Genomic DNA, 23,434 nt, shown 5'->3' with positions numbered 1-23,434 from the left:
CTTTATAGATTTTTTACGGTTTCCTTGAATTGATTTCCTCGGTCCTCATAGTTCTCAAACAAGTCGAAACTGGCACAGGCCGGAGACAACAACACGGCATCTCCGCGCTCAGCAATCTTGTAGGCTACCTTTACGGCCTCTTCCATGGAATAGGTCTCCACCATAAGATCAATGACATTGCCAAAAGCCGACTTCAGCTTGGAATTGTCCATTCCCAAGCAGACAATGGCCTTGACTTTTTCCCGAACCAATGGCATCAATTCGGAATAATCGTTGCCTTTGTCCACTCCGCCTACGATCCAAACTATGGGTCGCTTTATGCCATCAAGGGCATAGTAGGTAGCATTCACATTGGTGGCCTTGGAATCATTGATATATTCCACATGGTTGATCTTCAACACCTTCTCCAATCGGTGGGGCACCCCTTGAAACGACTGGATACTCTGACGTATGGTCTCCTTCCTCACTTTCACCAATAGGGCAGCCATGCTGGCGGCCATGGTGTTCTTTACATTGTGTTGCCCTTCCAAGGCCAAAATATCTGTACTCATCTCCAAGGTTTTATGTTCTAATTTTATATGTATCGTTTTGTCTTCCAACCAAGCTCCTTCGTCCACCTTCACTTTTAAGGAAAATGGAACCAATTTGGATCGAACGGGGTTCTTTTTTAGCCAATTCACAATCACTTCATCATCTGCATCATAAATCAGATAATCTTTTTCATCCTGATTCATCGCTATACGAAATTTGGAAGCGATATAATTTTCAAATTGATAGTCATATCGGTCCAAATGGTCGGGGGTAATATTGGTGATCACGGCAATGTGGGGTTTAAAGTCCACGATTCCATCCAGTTGAAAACTGCTGATTTCCAACACATACTGATCATAATCCTTTTCCGCCACCATTTTGGCATAGCTATCGCCAATATTTCCGGCCATACCCACGTTCAACCCTCCTTCTTTCAACAGATGGTAGGTCATCATGGTGGTAGTGGTCTTGCCATTGCTACCTGTGATTCCAATTAAGGTTGCATCCGTATATTTTGAAGCGAATTCAATCTCCGAAATCACCGGAATACCTTTTGCCACCAATTGTTTCACCAAGGGCACCTTGTCCGGAATCCCGGGGCTTTTCATGACCACATCGGCATTCAGGATCTTGGCTTCGGTATGCTGGCCCGACTCCCATTCAATCTCAAAATGTTCAAGAACTTTTTTATAGGTTTCCTTTATTTCACCTTTATCCGAAACAAAGACTTCAAATCCTTTCTGTTTTCCCAAAATGGCGGTTCCCACACCACTTTCTCCTCCTCCCAATATCACCAAACGACCCATTTATCGAATCTTTAAGGTGACAATAGTCACAATGGCGAGCAAAATCCCTATGATCCAAAACCGGGTGACTATTTTGCTCTCGTGATACATTTTTTTCTGATAATGATGGTGCAATGGCGCCATCAAGAATATGCGTTTTCCTTCGCCATATTTCCGCTTCGTATGTTTGAAATACCCCACCTGCAACATGACCGATAAGGATTCGGCAAAGAAGATTCCGCACAAAATGGGAATCAACAGTTCCTTTCTTACGATGATGGCAATTACGGCAATGACCCCACCAATGGTGAGACTTCCCGTATCTCCCATAAACACTTGGGCCGGATAGGCGTTGTACCATAAAAATCCAACCAAGGCCCCTACGAATGCCGCGATGAACACGACCAACTCCCCTGCTCTGGGCAAATAGAAAATGTCCAAGTAGTTGGAGAATTGCACATTGCCCGAAACCCAGGCGAAAATCCCCAAGGTCAGCACAATTATGGCCGAAGAGCCTGCGGCCAACCCATCTATTCCGTCCGTGAGGTTGGCCCCATTGGACACCGCTGTTACAATAAGAATGACCACCGGGATGAAAATTATCCAAGCGTATTGCTCCATACCATCACCGGTCCATGCAATCAAATCTGCATAATCCAATTCGTTGTCCTTAAAAAAGGGAACATTGGTACGGACCGCCTTGGTCTCTTCACCAAACACCCTCTCTACCCTAAAATTTTCATTGATTTGGGTGGTATCCTTTTCTTTAATGGTTACTTCGGGATGGAAATAGAGCACAGCGCCAACAATCAATCCCAAAACTACTTGCCCCAATACCTTGAACCGGCCCTTGAGCCCCTTTTTGTCCTTCTTGAAAATCTTGATGTAATCGTCCACAAAACCAATAGTGCCCATCCATACCGTGGTAATTATCAAAAGGATGATGTAGATGTTTTGCACATCGGCAAATAGCAGCACCGGCAACAGGGTGGACCAAATAATGATAAGCCCTCCCATGGTAGGGGTTCCGGCCTTTTGCTTTTGTCCTTCCAATCCCAAATCACGGACCGTCTCCCCAATCTGCTTCTTCTGCAGGTATTGGATGATACGTTTTCCGTAAACCATGGCAATCAACAGAGAAAGCAGCACCGACATGGCGGCACGGAAGGTATAGAACTGAAAAAGTCCCGCCCCGGGCAGTTGGTATTGTTTCTCCAAGTATTCGAACAAATAATATAGCATGGGCTACAAATCAATTTTGGCTATCCAAAGCCTCTTTAACTTCTTTAAAATCATCAAAATCCACACGGACCCCATTGGTTTCCTGATAGGTTTCATGTCCTTTTCCGGCCACTAGGATGATATCGTTGGTCATTGCCAGCTTGCAAGCTGTTCTTATAGCCTGTCTCCGGTTTTCTATGGACAATACTTTTTTGGTGTTCTGGGCCTCTACCCCGGCTTCCATATCGGCAATAATGGCCTCTGGGGATTCCGTTCTCGGATTATCCGAGGTAAAAATGGCCTGATTGCTCATTTCGGATGCGATATGACCCATAACCGGACGCTTAGACTTATCACGGTCACCACCACACCCCACTACGGTGATGACGTTTTCATTTCCAGTCCTCAATGCATTGATCGTAACCAACACATTTTTTAGTGCATCCGGCGTATGGGCATAATCAACAATAGCCGTTATTTTATCTTTTGATATATAGTATTGAAACCTACCATCCACATTCTCCAACTCGCTCATCAACCGTAGGGTCTCCATTTTTTCCAAGCCCAAAATATCCGCCGTGGCATAAATGGCCAATAGGTTATAGGCATTGAAATCCCCAATCAATTTGGACCACAGCTCATTATCATCCAGTTTCAACAACTGTCCATTGAACTGCTTTTCCAAAATCTGGGCCCTATAATCTGCATAGGATTTTAAGGCGTAGGTATATTTTTTGGCCTTGGTATTCTGCAACATGACCAATCCGTTCTTATCGTCTATGTTCACCAAGGCGAAGGCGCTCTTGGGCAAGCCATCGAACAGTCTTTTCTTGGTATCCCGATACTCCGCAAAGGTTTTGTGGTAATCCAAGTGATCGTGTGAAAGGTTGGTAAAAATGGCCCCTGCAAAATGGAGTCCTTCTGCCCTTTTCTGGTGGATACCATGGGAACTGACCTCCATAAAACAGAACTCCACACCAATCTGATTCATCTGGGAGAGATAGGTGTTGATGGTCATTACATCTGGAGTAGTATGGCTGGTAGGATGCTCCTTATCGTCCACCATTACCTTGATCGTGGAGATAAGCCCAACCTTATATCCTGCCTTTTTGAACAGATTGTACAACAAGGTGGTGACCGTAGTCTTTCCATTGGTTCCCGTTACCCCTACCAACTTCAAGTTTTTAGAGGGATTATCGAAAAAATTGGCCGCCATAATGGCCAATGCGCTGTTGCAATCGGATACCTTAATATAGCTGACCCCATTGATCAACAATTCCGGAAGCTCCTCACATACGATGGCCTTTGCACCGGATTCCACTGCCTTTTGGATATACTCATGACCATCGGTAATGGTTCCCCGAACGGCCACGAACACATCATCCATCTCTACCTTTCTGGAATCGAAATGGATTTGGTTCACCAACACATTGGTGTCGCCACTTACCGCTGAAAGGCTTACCCCATATAATATGTCCTTCAACAACTTCATGAAAGTTCCAGTACTATTTTTTTAACCTGTTTGATATCCGTTCCTTGCTTTATGGACTGCCCTTTTACCTTTCCATTGCCATGTACCTCCACTTCCAATCCTAAATTTTCCAAAAGGGAAACGGCATCCATTCCACTCATTCCCTTTACATTGGGAATGGTGTTGTATTTTTTCTGGGCTTGTGCGAAGTAATGCTGGTACTCTTCATCCAAGACATTGTACTCTGGCATTCTTTCTTCCACTTCATCCACCAAAGGTGAGATGGCATGGATTTTCTGCGCCATGGACTTGAAAACCGGACCAGAAACATCCGCACCATAATAGCCTACACTTTTATCCGGCTCATGAATGATCACGATACAGGAATACTTGGGATTGTCCGCAGGGAAATAACCCGCAAAAGTGGATATATAGGCCAGCTTATCCGGGTCCTTGGTTTCATAGTTTTTCTGACAGGTTCCTGTTTTTCCTGCCATGGAAAAGTTTTTGGAGTACAGTTTATGTCCTGTTCCATAATCTTTTTCCACCACGTCCTTCATCAATTGCTGCATCTTCAAAACAGTCTCTTCGGAACAGATGGATGGGTTCAGCACCTGCTTATCAAACTTTTTAATGATCTTACTTCCTTCCCTTACTTCTTTTATCAATCTTGGCTTTACCAACTCCCCATCATTGGCAATGGCATTGTAAAAAGCCAAAGTCTGCATGGGGGTCAAGGACACTTCATATCCGTAAGACATCCATCCCAAGGAGATTCCGGACCACCCTTTGTCCCCAGGATATCTGATTACGGGGGCTCCCTCTCCTTTAATAGGTATCCCCAATCTTTTATGTAGCCCCATATTCATCAATCGATTGACAAATTTTTCAGGCTGTTCCTTGTAATTTTCATTGATGATCTTGGCAAATGCCGTATTGGAGGAAACCGCAAAGGCCCTGGCCGTTGAAATCTTGCCATAGCCACCCCATTTGGAATCCCGCACCACCCCATCATAAATACGGTATCTTCCTTTCTCGGTATCGATTACGGTACTGGTATCGACCACCTTGTCTTCAAGGGCTGCCACCAAAGACATCAATTTAAAAGTAGAACCGGGCTCATGGGATTCCCCAATAGCATAGTTCAACTTTTCGTAATATTTTCCTTCGGATGTACGACCTAGATTGGAAATAGCCTTTACCTCTCCGGTCTTGGTTTCCATGACCACCACACAGCCATGGTCTGCCTTATATTTCTCCAGTTGGGCCAAAAGTTCGTGATGTGCAATGTCCTGAATATTGATGTCAATCGTGGAAACCACGTCCAATCCATCCTGAGGCTCCACTATATTATCCAACCCAACAGGTTTCCACTGTCCTTTTGCTATTCTCTGTTTCAGGCGCTTGCCTTCTTTGCCTCTCAAGTAAGATTCTCCAAAGGCACCATCAAGCCCCACACGGGTATAATATCCATTTTCATCAACCCTTTCATAACCAATGCTTCGAGCTGCCATTTTTCCCAAGGGATATTCCCGCACCACGCGGTGGGTCTCAATAAAACCACCTTTGTAAGGTCCTAATTTGAACAAAGGGAACTGTTTTATGCGTACATAATCCAGATAATCCACATTACGGGCCACCAACTTGTATCGGTTACCATTGGCCCTGGCCTTTCTGAACAGTTGTCTATAATACGATGATGGCCTGTTGAACATTTTCCCCAACGAATCGGAAAGTGCAGCCACGTTGTTCTGGAAATTTTTCTCGGAAACCGTTTTGGCATCAAACCGAATCTCATACTTGGGCACGGATGCAGCCAACAAGCTTCCATCTTCCGAATACAGGTTTCCCCGATTGGGCTCAATAGTGAACATCTTTTCGGTTTTGCTCAGGGCCAGTTCTTTGTACTCCTCTGCGCGCACCATTTGGATATCCACCAGCTTTACCACCACCGCTATGGCCAATACACAAAGTCCCCCGGCAACGAGGTACAGTCTGTTCATGATATTTTTTTCGGTGATCGCCACTATCTTATTCCGCTGATTTAACTATGATTTTTCTGGGCGGGTTTTCTGATGGCAAAAGCCCTTTTTCTGCCACAGTCTTCCTTAAAGTGGATTCCAATTTTAATTGTTGTACATGGGAACGCCCTTCCACAAACTCGCTTCGCAACTCCCGGACTTCTTCGTTCAAGGCTGCTATTTCGAGTACTTTTTTATCGGCATTATGGCTACTGGAAATCATCAAGGCTGCCAGAAAAGAGGCAAACAACAAAAACATCCAGTTCTTGGGAGCATCCCCGCTCACCAAAAACTTTCCTTTTAATATGTCCAACAAACCTTTTCTCATTTCATTTTCAATTTATCATTCCCTCGAAAGCGGAAATCCATTCACAAGTCACCTTTCGACTGCGCTCAAGATGACATTTCCACAACACCCTATATTCTTTCCGCTATGCGGAGTTTTGCACTTCTCGCCCTATTGTTCCTTGCTATTTCTTCTGCTGATGGCACAATGAGCCCTCCCACTTTTTTCAAGGGAACATCTATATTCCCATAAAAATCCTTTTCAGGTTCCCCTTCAAATCTTCCGGCCCGGATAAAGCGCTTCACCAATCGATCTTCCAAGGAGTGGTAACTGATCATACTCAACCTTCCTCCTTTTTCCAACATATCGGGCACTTGCAACAAAAACTCCTTGAGCACCTCTATTTCTTGGTTGACCTCAATCCGGATAGCCTGATAAATCTGGGCCAGGATCTTGTTCTCTTTCATCTTGGGCAGAAAACCGGCCAAAACTGTCTTGAGCTCGTCCGTGGTCCTGATCGGCGCATCCGACCGGGACGCTTCAATCGTTTTTGCCATGGCCCTTGCATTTCGCAACTCACCATATTGGTATAAAACCGACGCCAAATCTTCCTGGGAATAGGTATTGACCACCTCGTAGGCCGACAATTCATTGCTGCGGTTCATCCGCATGTCCAGATCCGCATTGAAACGGATGGAGAAGCCACGTTCGGCTTCATCGAACTGATGGGAAGAAACCCCAAAATCCGCCAAGATTCCATCAACTTTCCGAATGCCATAGAACTTTAAAAACTGCTTGAGATAGCGAAAGTTCTGATTGATCAATTGAAACCGTCCATCGTCGATTGCATTCTGCAGGGCATCCTCATCTTGATCAAACGCAAATAATCTTCCCTCATCGCCAAGCCTTTTCAATATTTCCCTGGAGTGCCCGCCACCACCAAAGGTGACATCCACATACACTCCATCATGTTTTATGTTCAATCCGTCCACCGACTCGTGCAAAAGCACCGGATTATGGTACGGACTACTCATCGTCTGCAAAAATCTCTTCCGCTAGATCGGCATAATCCTTTTCTCCCTCGGCCAAGACTTTTTCATACTTGTCCTTGTCCCAGATCTCTATCTTGTCGAAAACCGCATTGAGTACTACTTCTTTCTCAATTCCCGCAAAATCCACCAGATTTTTTGGTATCTGAAGCCTTCCCGAATCCCCATCAATGGCCACTTCTTTCATACCGGCCACAAAGTTTCGGACGAAGGCATCGTACTTGCGGTTGATCTTGCTCTTCTTCATGACTTTCTGCATCAAGACATCAAACTCCTGCTTGGGATACAACTCCAAACATTGCTGAAAAACCGATCGTTTTATCACAAACCCATCCTTCAAAACAGGCAAAAGCTGATTCTTCAAGGAAATGGGCAACAAAACCCTTCCTTTTGAATCTGCCTTACAATCATGTTGTCCGATGATATGGGTCACTAGAAATCAATTGGTTACTTAATACAACTCAAATATATTGATTTTATTTCCACATTTCTCCACTTAAAGACACTTTTGTTAATAAATTCCCCACTTTTCGATAAAAAGCCCATGATTTGACCTTAAATACATCCTGCAAAAAATTCCAGCCATGGGCATACATATGCGGTTGAATTGAAAAAACATGATTTAGAGATAACATAAGCTGGATTTTGTGTTATATGAAATGCCTATATTTGCCCCTCGACCAACTGACTATTGATGGAAGAGCATATAATCAAGGACGGCAAGTACCGATACATAGAAATGGGTGAAGGAACCCCTATGATTATCTTGCATGGGCTTATGGGAGGATTGAGCAACTTCCAAGGCGTATCCGAATTTTTCCCATCAAAGGGCTATCAGATACTGATTCCCGAACTTCCCATTTACGAAATGCCCCTACTCAAAACCACCGTGAAGAACTTTGCCAAGTTCTTGGAGGAGTTTATTGAATATAAAGGACTTAAGGATGTCATTTTATTGGGGAATTCACTTGGAGGACATATTGGTTTATTGCACACCAAAATGTATCCGGAAATAGTCAAGGCATTGGTCATCACCGGTAGCTCAGGCCTCTATGAGAGTGCCATGGGCGATGGTTACCCGAAACGTGGCGATTACGAATTCATAAAAAAGAAGGCCCAGGATGTCTTTTATGACCCTGAAGTAGCCACCAAGGAAATTGTGGATGAAGTGTTCGCCACGGTGAACGACCGTATGAAATTGGTAAAGACCCTGGCCATTGCCAAAAGTGCCATTAGGCACAATATGTCCAAGGACCTTCCGCATATGGACACGCCCACTTGCATTATCTGGGGAGAAAACGATACGGTGACCCCTCCCAACGTGGCCAAGGAATTCCACGAACTACTACCCGACTCCGACCTGTTTTGGATTGAAAAATGTGGGCACGCTCCCATGATGGAGCATCCCGAGGACTTTAATCGCATCCTTGAGGCTTGGCTGAAAAAGCGTAACTTCTAAGCATGAAAATCACTTCTGCGGAATTTATCATGAGCAACTCCAGTGTGGCCAAGTGCCCCAATGAACCGTTGCCCGAATATGCCTTTATTGGACGATCCAATGTTGGAAAATCGTCCTTGATCAATATGTTGGTGGACCGCAAAGGCTTGGCCAAAACTTCCGGGAAACCTGGAAAGACGCAACTCATCAACCACTTTAAGATCAACAACAATTGGTTTTTGGTGGATTTGCCCGGGTATGGCTATGCGCGGGTCTCCAAAAAGGACAAAAAGACCTTTCAAAAGTATATTACCGAATATTTTCAGAAAAGAAAACAATTGGTCTGCGGTTTTGTATTGGTGGATATTCGGCACGACCCCCAACCCATTGACCTTGAGTTTATGGAATGGCTGGGAACCAATCAGATTCCCTTCGCCATAATTTTCACCAAAGCGGACAAGCTTAAACCCAATGTGATAGAGAAACAGGCCAATGCCTATCTCCAAAAGTTACTGGATAGCGCATGGGAAGAAGTCCCTCCACATTTTACCACTTCCTCTTCCAACCGCATGGGACGTGAGGAACTGTTGGGGTTCATTGATCAAATCAATCAGGATTTTTTCAGTAACAATTCTTAGCCGTTTCCGCCCATTTCACTATTGCAAGTTCTGTAAGTCAACTTTGCCTTTTACGACTTACTTTGGATAACTGAGTATTTAATAAATCAAGAAGGTTAACACCATGAAAACCGTATTGCACAAAGCAGCTACAAGAGGCCACGCCGACCACGGTTGGCTCAACAGTCACCATACATTTAGCTTTGCAGGCTACCAAAATCCAGAGCGGATGCATTTTGGAGTACTCCGTGTTTTGAACGATGATCAGGTTGCGGCCGGAAAGGGCTTCGGCACCCACCCCCACGACAATATGGAGATCATTTCCATTCCCTTGGAAGGTGATTTGGAACACAAGGACAGTATGGGGAACACCACTACCATAAAAGAAGGTGATGTACAGATAATGAGTGCCGGGACCGGTATCTTCCATAGCGAATACAATAAAAATGATAACAGGGACGTGAAGTTTCTCCAAATCTGGGTATTTCCCAACCAACGAAATGTGGAGCCCCGATACGACCAAATTTCCATTCGGGATATCGCCAAGGAAAATGCTTTCTATCAAGTGCTTTCACCCAACCCAGAAGATGATGGCGTTTGGGCACATCAAGACGCTTGGTTCCATTTGGGCAAATTTGAACCCAATTCCTCGGACACCTATACTTTAAAAAAGGAGGGGAATGGTGTGTATGTCTTTGTTTTGGAAGGTGAAGTTGAAATCAACGGACAGCGGTTGGAGAAACGCGATGGCTTTGGTCTATGGGAAACCAATTCTTTTGACCTTACCGCCTTAACAGATAGCAGGGTACTATTGATGGAAGTCCCCATGGCTCTTGAAGCCATAGGATAATTTACAAGACCACTTGACCACGCCCCTTTAAAGGGGCGTTTTTTTTAAGCGCTTTTCAACCAGGTCAATCAGCTCATCGGCCGTTTGAAGTTGATTCAACTCATTTGTAGAGATGAACACCTCCAAATCCATTTGGGTTTCCACCAAGACAATGGGAAATGTGAACTTGGCCCCAAACTTACTGGCATACTGCTTTTTGAACTCATCCCTGTGCAAAAACTCCAATTGCCCACCTCTCTCCTTTCGGAATTTTTTCCAGACTCTCTTCTCTGAAACCAAGCCGTGGGTAATATCACAGAGATTGCACGCATAAGTAGACGGACTGATCACTTTATGCATGCTGTCCAAAATGGCATTTCGGGTGCCTGAATCGGCATTATAGACCAACAAAAGTCGTGGTATTTCGCTTTTCATAGTTTAGGTTCCAATACACCTGAAAAATTGCAGGTCTTTACATTTGTCGGTATTTTGTGTTTCTTTATACAACAAACCAAATTATGAAAAACGCCACCACCCCGATCACTCCCAATAGTTTTATTAAAACCCTATCCTTTTTACACATGGGCATCATGGCCGGTCCTGTGATTTTGGGTATTTTCTTTTACACCCAGGTGCAAAATTCCCATTTGGATTTTTCAGATTCGGGAGATGCTTTTTTGGCTATCATTCCCCTTATAGCTATCACCGGAATTTTTCTTGGAGGCTTTATTTTCAATAAAATGATAAGAAGCATTCCCAAAGATCTTGATCTACGCCAAAAACTGGCTCGGTTTCAAACTGCCAGTATCATTAAGTATGCTTTTTTGGAGGGCCCGGCCTTATTTGGCATCGTGATTTTCCACAACACCCAAAACCTTGCTTACTTGATCATTGCCGCTTTTTTGATTTTCTATCTTTTTCTCCAAAGACCTACAAGAGACAAAGTTGAGCGTCACCTCGATCTTCGGGGCGAAGAAAAATCAAAATTCAACCGGTATGACCAACCTTTGGGGGAATAGTGCTTATTTCAGCTCCATTTTTTCAGCGAAGTAATCGCAAAAATCCTTCATGGTCGCCGTCATTTTTTCATCTTGCGTAGCTTTCATGAAGGTATCCGCCATGGTCACCAAAGTTTGATGGAAAAACAGTTTCATCTCATCCACCGGCATATCCTTGGTCCAAAGATCGATCTTTAACGATTCTTGGTTTTTACTATCCCAAACGGACAACATCATGGCTTTGGCCTCCTCATTTTCCACACCACCGTCCTGCGCCGACCATCTGAGCTCCTCGGGAACCCTGTTCTCATCCAATCCTACCGTCAATTTTATTTCCGAAGTATGTTCTACTGCCATTTATTTTCTGGGTTTGTAATTTGATTTTTTCAATATTTCATCGGCCGGCATATCCAAAAGTTGTTGCAGACCGACAGGATTCTTCTCCATAAACGCTCTCACGATCTGCCATCCCATATACCGCCCCAAACGACCTGGCGACTCATTGTCCAACTCCAGACCGAATTTGGAAAAGGGTGCCGGGTCCAAAAACTTTCTATCCAATTGTGAATCGGTACTGTAAAGCAGTTCGCGCTCCACAAAATACTTCCACATTTGTTCCTCATTGGCCTTGGCCCAATCCATTTCTTCTGGGGAATATCCTATTTTTTGTGCATCGGTAATGGAAGGCAATAATCTATCCTTCAGATATAGCTCCTTCCCATAATACACCATTCGCGACAGAAAACTTCGGTTTCTGGGATAGTTGAGCACCTTCTTGGCAAAGGCACTGGCCACATCCGAAGTCAGGAATTTTTTATCGAGTCCTTCTGCAATATACCGCTGAATGCCTCCATAAAAATGATGGTCCTTCCCCAAATAATTGTCCAAACCAATCAGCAAAAGGGTATCCGTGAGAATGATACGGTCATTGTACCGAACATCCGAAGTAAGGGTCACCACCTTAGGCACCCCAACATTGGGAAAATAATATTTAATGTGCTTAAAAAGTCCTTCCAAATCTTCCGACTCCTGCCCAAAATCCCCAAATGCCTTATCCACTTCCCCTGAAAGCTCAACCTGAAGGGTATCGGTCAACTTGGCCACCCATATGCTATCCGGAAACTGTTCAGGGAACAAGTACGGATATTTGGATTTTAACCCCGGGATATCTTGGGGCTTCGCTTCGGCAAATTCGCGATCAAACCGAAATACCTCAAGATCAACAGGAATTTGGGCAATTTCATCCTCCCGTTTATCAGTTTCCTCGCACCCCAACATTAAAAAAAGGGAACCACACAAAATGTAAAAAAGAAAGTATTTAGGCAAGCGCTTCATTTTTAAGGCAACAGCGTTTAAATTTACAGGGCACAAAGGTAATTTATAGAATTTTAAAATAGGATATGCAAACAGAAAAGGTAATAGACCATATAGTAGATTGGCTTAGAGAATATGCCATAAATGCCAAATGCAAAGGTTTTGTGATCGGGGTTTCTGGAGGAATAGACTCGGCTGTGACCTCTACCCTATGTGCCAAAACAGGTCTTGATCTTTTGTGTTTGGAAATGCCCATCCACCAAGGTGAAAACCAAGTTACCCGTGCGGATCGGCATATTGACTGGCTTATGGAGAATTTCTCCAATGTATCCCGCCAACCGGTAAACCTGACCCCTGTCTTTGATAGCCTCGTCAATGCATTCCCAAAAGTTGAAAATGAAGAAGAGCGCTTTATGTCGCTTGCCAATACCCGTGCGCGACTTCGGATGACCACGTTATACTATTTTGCGGCACTGGAAGGCTACTTGGTTGCTGGCACCGGAAACAAAGTAGAGGATTTTGGAGTAGGTTTTTACACCAAATACGGTGACGGAGGGGTAGATTTGAGCCCTATTGCCGATTTGGTAAAGACCGAAGTCTATGAATTGGGACGAGTACTTGGGGTGAACCAAGATATTATGGAAGCAGCGCCTACCGATGGTCTTTGGGGAGATAGCCGAACCGATGAGGACCAAATAGGCGCGTCATATCCCGAATTGGAATGGGCCATGAAAATGGATGACCAAGGAAAAACAGCAGCTGATTTCTCTGGTAGGGAAAAAGAGGTTTTCACCATTTATAAAAGGTTCAATACCGCAAATAAACATAAGATGATTCCTATACCCATTTGTGAGATTCCAAGCGACCTGAAATGACCTTTTGACCATAAAATCCCAAATTAAGACGAAAAAAACCATAGAAATTCTATGGTTTTAAGAAAAAAATTACAGTTTTACGTCATCAAATTGTTATCTTGCCTGCCATACCATGTAGGTAAATTAGTCACTAACCAACTAATTAATTATACTAAACTCAAACCAAATGATAAAAGTATTGATTGCTGATAATCACCCGATTGTCAGACTTGGCATTAAGCAAGTGCTTGAATCCAGTCAAGATATAGAGATCATTGCAGACGTTTCCACAACCTCTGAATTATTTGAGACACTTGCCAAAGTTACCCCCGATGTGGTGATGCTGGAAATGGATATTCCTGAAATCAATGGAATTGCCACCCTAAGAAAAATGAAATTGGAGTTCCCCGACATTAAGACCCTAATGTACAGTGGACAATCTGAGGATGTCTACGCCCTGAGCACCATCCGTGCCGGTGCATTTGGTTATTTGTCCAAAACTGCCGATTTGGACTACATCATCTCAGCTGTAAAAAAGGTGAGTGAAGGCAATATGTTCATCACCAATGAACTTGCCCAGCGCCTTGCCTTTGATGAGGGCACCCAAAAACCAAGAAGGTTCTTTAGGAAGCTATCATCCAGGGAAGTTGAGGTATTAAAGCTTTTGGCCAGTGGAAAACGCAACAAAGAGGTAGCTGAAGGGCTCAACCTCAATGAAAAAACGGTAAGCACCTATAAGGCCCGTTTAATGAAGAAGTTAAATGTGGACAACTTGGTGGATCTACTACAACAAGCAAAAGCTTTAGAACTTTATTAAATAACCAACCCAAACAAACTAAAGCTGGTAAATCCCGGGCATTTTGTCCGGGATTTCTTTTTTAGGACAGTACCCTATTCAGTTTGGCGTTCAGAAGTTTGTTCAATTGTAGGTAGTTCATGATTTCTTCCAGAACTTCGCTGTTATCCCCATTGTTGTCCTGGGTGTGTTCCTGCAATTTCTGTATCCGGTTTTTTATAAGGTTGCAGCGTAAGGTCAAGATGGTCTCCCCCACCAGCTGTGCAACCCCGGATTGCTTTTCTTTTGGATAGATGTCCTTTCGCTCCCAATCGTGCAGGACATATTGTTCTTCTTCCATTAAAATGGAAGACACTTCAGAAATGATTTCCTGATCCAACTCGGACAAAAAGGTATTGACCGCAAAATCATCATTCTCGTTCAGGCTTTCAATAAGTTTGTAATAGATGGCCCTAAACTGTGCATTGGTGAGTTCAATCTCGTCCTCTTGAAGGTCCAAATAGACCTTTTCATACACTTTGGCCTCAACGACTTCGGGTTCCAAGACCAGCTCTCCTTCCTCGTTCTCTTTTAATACCAAGTCCTCAAACTCTTGCTTTTGGTTTCCGTAAAGCAATAGCATCTCGATGATTTTTCGCTCCAGCTCATATTGCACATCCACCTTTTCCACTACAGGGTCATTTTTGACCACTTGAAAGGCTTTTTGCTCTTGTTTGAGTTTTTTATTGACGTCGGTCGCCTCTTTTTTATCAATCTGGGCCAAGGTGTTGTAAAGGACAGCCTCCGAAATCTCCATCATCTTGGCACATTCCTGAATGTAAATCTCCTTTTTAATACGATCGGGTATCTTACTGATGCTGTTCACAATATCCCTGACCGTATCGGCCCGCTTTATGGGATCGTTGGCCGCTTCCTTGGCCAAAATCGAAGTTTTGAACTGTATAAAATCCTTGGCATTCTCTTCCAAATAGAGTACCAAATCCTCATACGTATTGTTCTTGGCAAAACTATCAGGGTCTTCCCCATCCGGGAAGGTGCAGACCTTAACGTCCATGCCTTGCTCCAAGATCAAGTCTATTCCGCGAAGCGAAGCCCGCAAACCTGCCGCATCACCATCAAAAAGTACGGTAATGTTCTTGGTAAGCCTATTGATCAACCGAATCTGTTCCGGAGTAAGGGCCGTTCCACTGGAAGACACCACATTTTCCACCCCACGTTGGTACATCTGGATGACATCGGTATAGCCTTCCACCAAAAAACAATTGTCTTCCTTGGCTATCGCCTGCTTGGCAAAGTAAATCCCATAAAGCACCTTGCTCTTGTGATAAATCTCACTTTCTGGGGAATTAAGGTATTTGGCCGCCTTTTTATCATTGGTAAGGATACGACCGCCAAATCCCAGCACCCTGCCACTCATGGAATGGATGGGAAACATGACCCTTCCTTTGAACCGATCGAACTTTTTGGTCTCTCCCCCAGCCTGTTCCTTTACTATGGTCAAACCGGTCTTCTCCAAAAATTCCAGTTGATACCCTTCATCCAATGCCGATTGGGTAAACGCTTCCCACTGGTCCAAACTATAGCCCAATCCGAATTTTTTTATGGTCTCATCGGTAAAACCGCGCTCCTTAAAATAGCTTAGACCTATGGCTTTTCCCGGTTCACTATCCCACAGGGTCTGGGAAAAATACTTTTGGGCATATTCCGAGACCAGATACATGCTTTCCCGCTCATTGGCCTGCTCTTTTTGCTCATCGGTCTGCTCGGTTTCCTCTATCTCTATGTTGTATTTCTTGGCCAGGTATTTAATGGCCTCAGGGTAGGTAAAGTGTTCGTGCTCCATGAGAAAGGCCACCACATTACCTCCTTTCCCACTACTAAAGTCTTTCCATATCTGTTTTACGGGACTCACCATAAAACTGGGGGTGCGCTCATCGGTAAAGGGACTCAATCCCTTAAAATTGGATCCTGATTTTTTCAACTGTACAAAATCCCCGATTACTTCCTCTAGCCGAGACGTTTCGTATACCTGATCTATGGTGGTTTTTGAAATCAATGGAATTCTTCTTTGCAGCCTTTAAAGGTAGCTAAAAAACAAAATCTTGGCCAATTGCACTCTAAGATTTCGCATCTTAAAGGTATCATCCCCATCCTGACCATTATCATAGACTACATCGGATTATTTTCGTGACTTTGGGGCATCACAATAAAAAACAACACAGTCATGAAAATCTTGATCATATATGGGACCATTGAAGGGCAGACCCGAAAGATTGCCCGATTTATGGAAGAAGTCCTCCAAGAAGCCGGACACCATGTTACCATTTCCAATGCCATGGAAGAACCACCCGCTCCTTCCAATTTTGATGTGGTTTTTGTGGGTAGTTCCATCCATATGCACAAATACAACAATGCCACCAAACAATACATTATCAACCATGTGGATATACTGAACGGTAAACCAAGTGCCTTTTTCTCGGTAAGCATGGCCGTGGCTTCCAACATTCCGGAAGAGCATGAGGAAGCCAAAAAGATTTCCAAGGATTTTTTGGAACAGACCGGTTGGCAAACCAGAACCGTTTGGCAGATTGCTGGGGCATTGCGCTATACCCAATATGATTATTTCAAAAAATTGATCATGCGCATGATCGCCAAGAAACAGGGCGGTGCCACTGACACCGACAAAGACCACGAGTATACGGATTGGGGTAAAGTGAAAACGACCATTTTGGGATTTATCAATGATATTGATTAACTTAACGTTATGGACAACTATAATTTTGACACCCTTTCCGAAGCCGTGAACACCTTGACTCAACAGGGTTATAAAGAAGACTTTGAAGCCAAGGACGATTGTATCAAGGCCCTATACTCCAAAAAGGAATATCAGCCCAACGAACTGATCATTTTGGCATCGTATCGTTTTGAAGGTATGACCAACCCCAGTGATCAAGCCACGGTTTTTGCCATAAGGGCCAAGGATGGCATTCATGGCACCTTGGTCATGTCCAACAGTGCGGAGCATAACCAAAATGTGGATTTGATCCAAAAAATACCCTGTCAAGAAAAGTAATCGATCTACCCAAAAAACTGTCCCAAGGCCGAAGGCTGGTACAATAGCCATCCGGTTAAGCTAAATCTGCTTTTGTGGGATTGAAGCACCGCATGGGGAACCTCGGCACTTTTGAACATCACGCAACGACCGGCCACAGGTTCCACCAAAAAGCTAGACCCATCTTTATCAAAAATCTCCAATTCTCCCCCATCCCCGTTTTGCCAACCTTCATTGAGATAAATCACCACGGAGATCATCCGGTTGTTCCGGTTTTCAAACTGATCTAAATGTTTATCGTAATGCCCACCAGATGGGTAATGGGCCAAATGGAATTCGTATCCGGAAAGACTCAAAAAACAGTAGCGGTTGAACATGTGCAATATCTCATCCACCACGTTCCAAAAAGGTTCAAGTTGCACATCTCTTTTTCGGTCCAACCAATAAGTGAAGTCGCCCCGTATGTTGCTATCTATCTGGTTATCGGTGTCGGTTCCAATCCCCGCTTCCTTAAAATTGGGCAACTTGGAGAGAAAAAATGACCGAATCCCGGAATAAAGCTCATCCCGAAGAAAACGATCAATAATCACATAATCCTTATCAGAGATATCATCCATCCAGGACAACCAATTCTCTACGCTGTGATAGGCTTCCAATTTTTCAAAACTGTCCGCGAATGTAGAAAATATTTAAAAACGGAAAATCAATTATTGGTAAGGTATTTGATTTCAAACAAATCATTCCATTAAAAAAAGGTGATTATGAAAAATACCCTAGCTCTTCTTGCCCTACTATTTCTATCACAAAGCCTTATGTCTCAAAGGGTTTTCCAAACCAATGCAGATTATCAAGCTGACTACAATGTTTTTGAAGTGGACCGAGACTACAAAGCCGATCTTTTGGTTTATAAAGTGGATCGGGACTACAAAGTACGCGGTAACGAGGGGCTTTGGTATTTTACCGACAGGGAGTATCAGGCTGATTTTACCATTTTCATGGTCGACAGGGAATATCAAGCCGATTTGAAGGTGTTCTTTGTTGGCTCAGATTATAGGGTCGGTTGGCGTAACAATTCCCTAAAAATGAAATTGACCTATTGATACACGAGTAAAGCAAACACGGTATCTTTGCAATACAAAATAGATTGTATGATTCTTTTCTTCGGAACAAAGTCAGGAAAAAAGGAAGCCAAGACCCTACATCACGTGGCTTGTCCACACTGCCATCAAACCGGTACTTTGACCGCTGTACGCCAGTCCAATCAGGCCCATGTATTCTGGATTCCCGTTTTTACCATAAACAATACCAGTTATGCAGAATGCTCACATTGTAAACGGGTCTATTACAAAGAAGAGTTTACCCCTGAGATAGAACAGGCATTGACATCTTCAACATAGAGGCTCTTGGAAAATCGTGTAAAGCTTATTTTATCGTTCTCGACCGCGCTCGAACTGACAACTGAATGAACTTGAATTTGAGCTTGAACTCGTCCCCTGATACGAACACTACTTTTTACGGTCCACAACGTAGTTCACCATCAAGGTGAGAGATGCTTTGTAATCTGAATCAGGATAATTGTCCAGCAAAGCAAGGGCTTGATCCTTAAACTCCAACATTTTCTCCACGGCATATTCCAAACCACCCATTTCCTTCACGTAGGCAATGACCTCTTTCACCCTTTTCTTGTCCTTGTTGTGCTTTTTAATGGAGTTGATGAGCCAACTTCTCTTTTCCTTATCGCTTTGGTTAAGGGCATAAATCAATGGCAGGGTCATTTTTTGTTCCTTGATATCGATACCTGTGGGTTTTCCGATCTTTTCCGCACCGTAATCAAAGAGGTCGTCTTTAATTTGGAACGCCATACCACATAACTCTCCAAACTTCCGGAAAGTTTCCACTTCTTCAGAATCTGGGCGGACGGAACAGGCTCCCATACTGCAACAGGCTGCGATCAAGGTGGCTGTTTTTTGGCGAATGATATCGTAGTAGACCTCCTCGGTGATATCCAAAAGTCGAGCTTTCTCAATTTGAAGGAGCTCTCCTTCGCTCATATCCCGAACCGCATTGGAAATAATATGAAGTAAATCGTAATCCTTATTTTCCAAGGCTACCAAAAGTCCTTTGGAAAATAGAAAATCGCCCACCAAAACAGCAATCTTGTTTTTCCACAAGGCATTTATGGAGAAAAAACCACGCCTTTTGTTGCTATCGTCCACCACATCATCATGGACCAAACTGGCCGTATGGATCAACTCAATGATGGATGCCCCGCAATAGGTCCTTTCATTGACTTCACCATTGAGTAATTTTGCGGTAAGGAAGACAAACATGGGCCGCATTTGCTTACCTTTTCTATTGACAATGTAATACGTGATCCTATTGAACAAAGCCACCTTGGATGACATGGATTTCAGAAACTTTTCCTCGAAAAGTTCCATCTCATCTTCAATGGGTTCCCTAATCTGAGAAACGATTTTCAATGCGTTAGGTTTGGCGAATTTGATTTAAAACCCTAAAAGTAGCGAAAATGCCAGAGTTGGTCATAGGAAGGAGTAAGTTTTAGGACAGATGAACCAAATGCTCGATGATTGGATGATAGTTAATCGTCAGAAATCGGGCATCGGGCATCGGGCATCGGGCATCGGGCATCGGGCATCGGGCATCGGGCATCGGGCATCTAAAACTACGCCTTATTGGCCAACTGTCCGCAGGCAGCATCAATATCCTTGCCTCTTGACCTGCGCACGGTAACGGTAATTCCATTTTTTTCCAAAGTGCGTTGGTACATATCCACCGCGGCACTTGATGCTTGTTGGAATTCACCATCATCAATGGGGTTGTATTCAATCAGGTTGACTTTAGATGGTGCGAACCTGCAAAACTTGACCAAGGCATCCACAGCTTCCTGAGTGTCGTTGATGCCCTCCCAGACCACATATTCGTAAGTAATCCTGCTTTTAGTCTTACCGTACCAATATTCCAAAGCCTCCCTTAAATCGGCCAAAGAAAATGTGGCATTGAAAGGCATTATGGAGGTTCTAACCTCATCAATGGCGGAATGTAGGGAAACCGCCAGACCAAACTTCACCTCCTCATCGGCCATTTTCTTAATCATCTTGGGAACCCCCGATGTGGAAACCGTAATTCTCTTTGGGGACATGCCCAATCCTTCTGGTGAAGTGATCATATCAATGGCCTTCAACACATTATTGTAGTTCATGAGGGGTTCCCCCATTCCCATAAAAACAATATTGCTCAAGGGGCGATCAAAATACAATCGGCTTTCATTGTCTATGGCCACCACTTGATCGTAGATTTCATCCGGATTGAGGTTTCGCATGCGTTTCATCCGTGCCGTGGCGCAGAACCTACAGTCCAAACTACATCCCACCTGGCTGGACACACAGGCCGTGGTACGGGTCTCCGTGGGAATAAGAACGGATTCCACCACCAAACCATCATGAAGGCGCACGGCATTTTTTATGGTCCCGTCGGAACTTCGCTGCATTTGGTCCACCCTGATGTGATTGATCACAAAGTGCTCCTCCAACATTTGCCGGGTTTCTTTGGAAACATTGGTCATGGCATCAAAGGTGTGCGCCGATTTCTGCCAGAGCCACTCATACACTTGGTTGCCCCGGAAAGCTTTATCGCCGCACTCCACGAAAAAATTCCGCAGTTGCTCCTTGGTCAAGGCCCGTATGTCTTTCTTCTTTGTTTCCACAGTTTAAAGATAATCAAGAAAAAAATCCCGCTGGTCGTTGAACCGAACGGGATTCTTATCTATTTAAAGTTTTATCCTAAAGGATAAGCATGGCATCCCCATAAGAGTAAAAACGGTACCCTTCCAAAATGGCCTGCTTGTATGCTTTCTTTATCAGGTCATGACCCGCAAACGCAGATACCATCATCAACAAGGTCGACTTTGGCAAATGGAAGTTGGTGATCATGCAATTGGCTATACTAAAATCGTAAGGAGGGAAAATGAACTTGTTGGTCCATCCCTCAAAAGTATTCAGGGTGTGCTCAGAGGAAACGGCACTCTCCAAGGCCCGCATTACCGTAGTACCCACAGCACATACTTTCTTCTTATCATCCTTGGCCGAATTTACCACTTCGGTGGCTTTTTCATCGATGACCAACTCCTCACTGTCCATCTTGTGCTTGGATAAATCCTCTACCTCAACTGGGTTAAAAGTTCCCAAACCAACGTGAAGGGTCACTTCGGCAAAATCGATTCCCTTGATCTCCAAACGCTTCAACAAGTGCTTGGAAAAGTGCAATCCGGCAGTAGGTGCCGCAACGGCTCCTTCATATTTGGCATAGATGGTCTGATATCGCTCCTCGTCCTCTGGCTCAACATTTCTTTTGATGTATTTGGGAAGTGGTGTTTCGCCCAACTCACGGAGTTTTCTCCTGAAATCGGTATATGAACCATCATAAAGGAAACGTAACGTTCTCCCTCTGGAAGTTGTATTGTCGATGACCTCTGCCACCAAACTTTCATCTTCACCAAAATAGAGCTTGTTCCCAATTCTAATCTTTCTGGCCGGATCTACCAAAACATCCCACAACCGTTGTTCTTGGTTAAGCTCCCTGAGCAAGAAAACTTCAATACGGGCACCGGTCTTCTCCTTGTTTCCATAAAGTCGTGCTGGAAACACCTTGGTATTGTTCAAGACCATTACATCACCTTCATCAAAATAATCGATAAGGTCCTTAAACATTTTGTGTTCAATTTTTCCAGTGTCCCTATGAACTACCATAAGTTTGGATTCATCCCTGTTTTCAGCAGGATACTCGGCCAATAATTCCTTGGGTAATTCAAAGTTGAAGTTTGATAATTTCATCTAAGCTTTTTTTCGATTTTTTTAAGAGGGGCAAATATACAACCTCGTGTAGGGGGATGTCAAGTAATTTGGTGATTAAATGCCCATTACACTTCGGCAACCCCAAAACCTAGGGTGGATAGGTCGTTCCAAAAATCAGGGTAGGACTTTGAAACCACCTCGGCATCATTGACCCTAAAGGAAGTTTTAACCGCCAAGGGACCAAAGGCCATGGCCATTCTGTGATCGTTATACGTATCTACCGCAACACCGGATTTCAAAATTGAAGTAGGTTGCAACGTTAAGCTCTCGGCATCAATCTCCACTTTTGCCCCAAATTTTGTCAACTCGGTTTGCATGGCCGCCAAACGGTCGGTTTCTTTTATGGGGAGGGTATGCAATCCTGTAAGATGGCACCCTATTCCCAATCCCAAACAGGTAACAGAGATGGTTTGGGCGGTATCCGGGGCATTGGATAGATTATACTCCACCTTTTCAGGAATCTCATCGGTTGTTTTTGTCAAGGTGATGGTGTGGTCACCAAAGGTAGTCTCCACCCCAAAATCTTTATAAACTTCCGCCATGACACTATCGCCCTGCAACGAATTCTTTTTGTAGGATGACAATTGGATGGTTGTACCCACTTCACAAAGGGCCACAATACTATAAAAATAGCTGGCCGAGCTCCAATCCGATTCCACCACAAGGGTGGTGTCCCGGACGGCTTCTTTGGGCTCTACCTTGATGGTGTTTCCCTCAAAGGACGTGCTAACCCCTATCTGCTCCAAAAGGGACAGCGTCATTTTGATATAGGGTACGGAAGTGATCTTCCCCACAAGCTCCAACTCCAGTCCATTTTTAAGACTGGGGGCAATTAAAAGTAGGGATGAAATATACTGGCTACTAATATTGGCCGGCAAGGAAACCTTGTCTTTGTCCAATTTTTTTCCAGAAATTTTTATGGGCGGATACCCTTCTTCCTTTACATATTCGATACGGGCGCCCAAATTTCTGAGGGCCTCCACCAAAACCTTGATGGGACGCTCCTGCATACGTTGGGAACCTGTCAAAATAACCTCTTTGCCTTCTTGCGAAGCAAAATAACCTGTTAAAAAACGCATGGCGGTGCCTGCGTGGTGAATGTCGACCTCCCCGCTTGTCTTCTTTAATCCTTCTTGCATGACCTGACCATCATCGGAATTGGAAAGGTTTTCAATCCTTACATTGGGAAACAGAGCCTGTAGCAATAGTGATCGGTTGGTCTCACTTTTGGAACCCGTTATCTGAATGGTTTTTTGCAGTTTTTTGTCTTGCGGAGCGGAAAGTTGGAGTCTCAAGATAAT

The 23,434-nt window shown here is 44.1% G+C and carries 26 protein-coding genes; 10 read left to right on the top strand and 16 right to left on the bottom strand.

The window, feature by feature from the left end; all coding sequences use genetic code 11:
* Nucleotides 1-2: 2 nt before the first annotated feature.
* The 7 genes from murD to mraZ all read right to left on the bottom strand — a co-directional run bounded on the left by murD (nt 3) and on the right by mraZ (nt 7,797).
* Nucleotides 3-1,337 (bottom strand): UDP-N-acetylmuramoyl-L-alanine--D-glutamate ligase, encoded by a 1,335-nt coding sequence (murD, locus tag F8C76_RS16325; protein ID WP_152132674.1) that lies wholly within the window; start codon nt 1,335-1,337, stop codon nt 3-5.
* Nucleotides 1,338-2,558, bottom strand: a complete 1,221-nt coding sequence (gene mraY, locus F8C76_RS16320; RefSeq protein ID WP_152132673.1) for a phospho-N-acetylmuramoyl-pentapeptide-transferase — start codon at nt 2,556-2,558, stop codon at nt 1,338-1,340.
* 10 nt (nt 2,559-2,568) lie between these two features.
* Entirely contained in the window at nt 2,569-4,029 is a 1,461-nt protein-coding gene (locus F8C76_RS16315; protein ID WP_152132672.1) for a UDP-N-acetylmuramoyl-L-alanyl-D-glutamate--2,6-diaminopimelate ligase, read from the bottom strand.
* Complete coding sequence (locus tag F8C76_RS16310; RefSeq protein ID WP_152132671.1) at nt 4,026-6,035, bottom strand: PASTA domain-containing penicillin-binding protein; 2,010 nt, start codon at nt 6,033-6,035, stop codon at nt 4,026-4,028. The genes F8C76_RS16315 and F8C76_RS16310 overlap by 4 nt, the downstream gene beginning before the upstream one ends.
* 4 nt (nt 6,036-6,039) lie before the next feature.
* Complete coding sequence (locus tag F8C76_RS16305) at nt 6,040-6,357, bottom strand: FtsL-like putative cell division protein (RefSeq protein ID WP_152132670.1); 318 nt, start codon at nt 6,355-6,357, stop codon at nt 6,040-6,042.
* Between the two features lie 89 nt (nt 6,358-6,446).
* Entirely contained in the window at nt 6,447-7,349 is a 903-nt protein-coding gene (gene rsmH / locus F8C76_RS16300; protein WP_152132669.1) for a 16S rRNA (cytosine(1402)-N(4))-methyltransferase RsmH, read from the bottom strand.
* Entirely contained in the window at nt 7,342-7,797 is a 456-nt protein-coding gene (gene mraZ / locus F8C76_RS16295; RefSeq protein ID WP_129654650.1) for a division/cell wall cluster transcriptional repressor MraZ, read from the bottom strand. Before mraZ ends, rsmH begins: the two co-directional genes overlap by 8 nt.
* Before the next feature lie 261 nt (nt 7,798-8,058).
* On the opposite strand from mraZ, the gene F8C76_RS16290 reads away from it, so the two are divergent.
* The 3 genes from F8C76_RS16290 to F8C76_RS16280 all read left to right on the top strand — a co-directional run bounded on the left by F8C76_RS16290 (nt 8,059) and on the right by F8C76_RS16280 (nt 10,269).
* Nucleotides 8,059-8,823: an alpha/beta fold hydrolase gene (locus tag F8C76_RS16290; RefSeq protein ID WP_152132668.1), complete on the top strand. Its 765-nt coding sequence runs from the start codon at nt 8,059-8,061 to the stop codon at nt 8,821-8,823.
* 2 nt (nt 8,824-8,825) lie between these two features.
* Complete coding sequence (gene yihA, locus F8C76_RS16285; RefSeq protein WP_152132667.1) at nt 8,826-9,440, top strand: ribosome biogenesis GTP-binding protein YihA/YsxC; 615 nt, start codon at nt 8,826-8,828, stop codon at nt 9,438-9,440.
* Nucleotides 9,441-9,543: 103 nt separating this feature from the next.
* The gene (locus tag F8C76_RS16280; protein ID WP_152132666.1) at nt 9,544-10,269 is read left to right on the top strand and encodes a pirin family protein; all 726 of its coding nucleotides are present in this window, start codon (nt 9,544-9,546) and stop codon (nt 10,267-10,269) included.
* 27 nt (nt 10,270-10,296) lie between these two features.
* On the opposite strand, the gene F8C76_RS16275 is transcribed toward F8C76_RS16280, so the two are convergent.
* A complete protein-coding gene (locus F8C76_RS16275; RefSeq protein ID WP_152132665.1) occupies nt 10,297-10,683 on the bottom strand; it encodes a GTPase in 387 nt (128 codons plus the stop codon).
* 83 nt (nt 10,684-10,766) lie between these two features.
* On the opposite strand from F8C76_RS16275, the gene F8C76_RS16270 reads away from it, so the two are divergent.
* A complete protein-coding gene (locus F8C76_RS16270) occupies nt 10,767-11,267 on the top strand; it encodes a hypothetical protein (RefSeq protein WP_152132664.1) in 501 nt (166 codons plus the stop codon).
* A 3-nt stretch (nt 11,268-11,270) separates the two neighbouring features.
* Here F8C76_RS16270 and gldC read toward each other — a convergent pair whose 3' ends face one another.
* Both gldC and gldB read right to left on the bottom strand, forming a co-directional pair.
* Nucleotides 11,271-11,603, bottom strand: coding sequence for a gliding motility protein GldC (gene gldC / locus F8C76_RS16265; protein WP_129654656.1), 333 nt, complete (start codon nt 11,601-11,603; stop codon nt 11,271-11,273).
* A complete protein-coding gene (gldB, locus tag F8C76_RS16260; protein ID WP_152132663.1) occupies nt 11,604-12,581 on the bottom strand; it encodes a gliding motility lipoprotein GldB in 978 nt (325 codons plus the stop codon).
* A gap of 65 nt (nt 12,582-12,646) precedes the next feature.
* On the opposite strand from gldB, the gene nadE reads away from it, so the two are divergent.
* Nucleotides 12,647-13,435, top strand: a complete 789-nt coding sequence (nadE, locus tag F8C76_RS16255; RefSeq protein ID WP_152132662.1) for an NAD(+) synthase — start codon at nt 12,647-12,649, stop codon at nt 13,433-13,435.
* A gap of 166 nt (nt 13,436-13,601) precedes the next feature.
* Nucleotides 13,602-14,231, top strand: a complete 630-nt coding sequence (locus tag F8C76_RS16250; RefSeq protein WP_129654660.1) for a response regulator — start codon at nt 13,602-13,604, stop codon at nt 14,229-14,231.
* Nucleotides 14,232-14,292: 61 nt separating this feature from the next.
* Here F8C76_RS16250 and dnaG read toward each other — a convergent pair whose 3' ends face one another.
* Nucleotides 14,293-16,266, bottom strand: a complete 1,974-nt coding sequence (gene dnaG / locus F8C76_RS16245; RefSeq protein ID WP_152132661.1) for a DNA primase — start codon at nt 16,264-16,266, stop codon at nt 14,293-14,295.
* 168 nt (nt 16,267-16,434) lie between these two features.
* On the opposite strand from dnaG, the gene F8C76_RS16240 reads away from it, so the two are divergent.
* Both F8C76_RS16240 and F8C76_RS16235 read left to right on the top strand, forming a co-directional pair.
* Nucleotides 16,435-16,965, top strand: coding sequence for a flavodoxin domain-containing protein (locus tag F8C76_RS16240; RefSeq protein WP_152132660.1), 531 nt, complete (start codon nt 16,435-16,437; stop codon nt 16,963-16,965).
* A 9-nt stretch (nt 16,966-16,974) separates the two neighbouring features.
* Nucleotides 16,975-17,283 carry a phosphoribosylpyrophosphate synthetase gene (locus F8C76_RS16235; protein ID WP_152132659.1) on the top strand — a complete coding sequence of 103 codons (309 nt, stop codon included), beginning with the start codon at nt 16,975-16,977 and terminating at the stop codon, nt 17,281-17,283.
* A 5-nt stretch (nt 17,284-17,288) separates the two neighbouring features.
* Here the strand turns inward: F8C76_RS16235 and F8C76_RS16230 are convergent, their stop codons facing one another.
* Nucleotides 17,289-17,918, bottom strand: a complete 630-nt coding sequence (locus F8C76_RS16230) for a 2OG-Fe(II) oxygenase (RefSeq protein WP_249042438.1) — start codon at nt 17,916-17,918, stop codon at nt 17,289-17,291.
* 105 nt (nt 17,919-18,023) lie between these two features.
* Between F8C76_RS16230 and F8C76_RS16225 the strand changes: the two genes are divergently transcribed.
* A complete protein-coding gene (locus F8C76_RS16225; RefSeq protein ID WP_211372160.1) occupies nt 18,024-18,362 on the top strand; it encodes a 7(1) septoil knot domain-containing protein in 339 nt (112 codons plus the stop codon).
* 48 nt (nt 18,363-18,410) lie between these two features.
* Nucleotides 18,411-18,659, top strand: a complete 249-nt coding sequence (locus F8C76_RS16220) for a zinc-ribbon domain-containing protein (protein WP_152132658.1) — start codon at nt 18,411-18,413, stop codon at nt 18,657-18,659.
* 108 nt (nt 18,660-18,767) lie between these two features.
* Here the strand turns inward: F8C76_RS16220 and F8C76_RS16215 are convergent, their stop codons facing one another.
* The 4 genes from F8C76_RS16215 to F8C76_RS16200 all read right to left on the bottom strand — a co-directional run bounded on the left by F8C76_RS16215 (nt 18,768) and on the right by F8C76_RS16200 (nt 23,428).
* Complete coding sequence (locus F8C76_RS16215) at nt 18,768-19,742, bottom strand: polyprenyl synthetase family protein (protein ID WP_129654669.1); 975 nt, start codon at nt 19,740-19,742, stop codon at nt 18,768-18,770.
* Between the two features lie 203 nt (nt 19,743-19,945).
* Nucleotides 19,946-20,986, bottom strand: a complete 1,041-nt coding sequence (rlmN, locus tag F8C76_RS16210) for a dual-specificity RNA methyltransferase RlmN (protein WP_152132657.1) — start codon at nt 20,984-20,986, stop codon at nt 19,946-19,948.
* A gap of 76 nt (nt 20,987-21,062) precedes the next feature.
* On the bottom strand, nt 21,063-22,112 hold the full coding sequence (queA, locus tag F8C76_RS16205) for a tRNA preQ1(34) S-adenosylmethionine ribosyltransferase-isomerase QueA (protein WP_116217355.1): 1,050 nt from the start codon (nt 22,110-22,112) through the stop codon (nt 21,063-21,065).
* 86 nt (nt 22,113-22,198) lie between these two features.
* Entirely contained in the window at nt 22,199-23,428 is a 1,230-nt protein-coding gene (locus tag F8C76_RS16200; RefSeq protein ID WP_152132656.1) for a 3-phosphoshikimate 1-carboxyvinyltransferase, read from the bottom strand.
* Nucleotides 23,429-23,434: the final 6 nt, after the last annotated feature.

This window comes from Flagellimonas olearia (genome assembly GCF_009184425.1).
Lineage (GTDB): Bacteria > Bacteroidota > Bacteroidia > Flavobacteriales > Flavobacteriaceae > Flagellimonas > Flagellimonas olearia.
The sequence above is the reverse complement of the archived record's forward strand: the minus strand, read 5'-3'. Positions and strand labels throughout refer to the sequence as shown.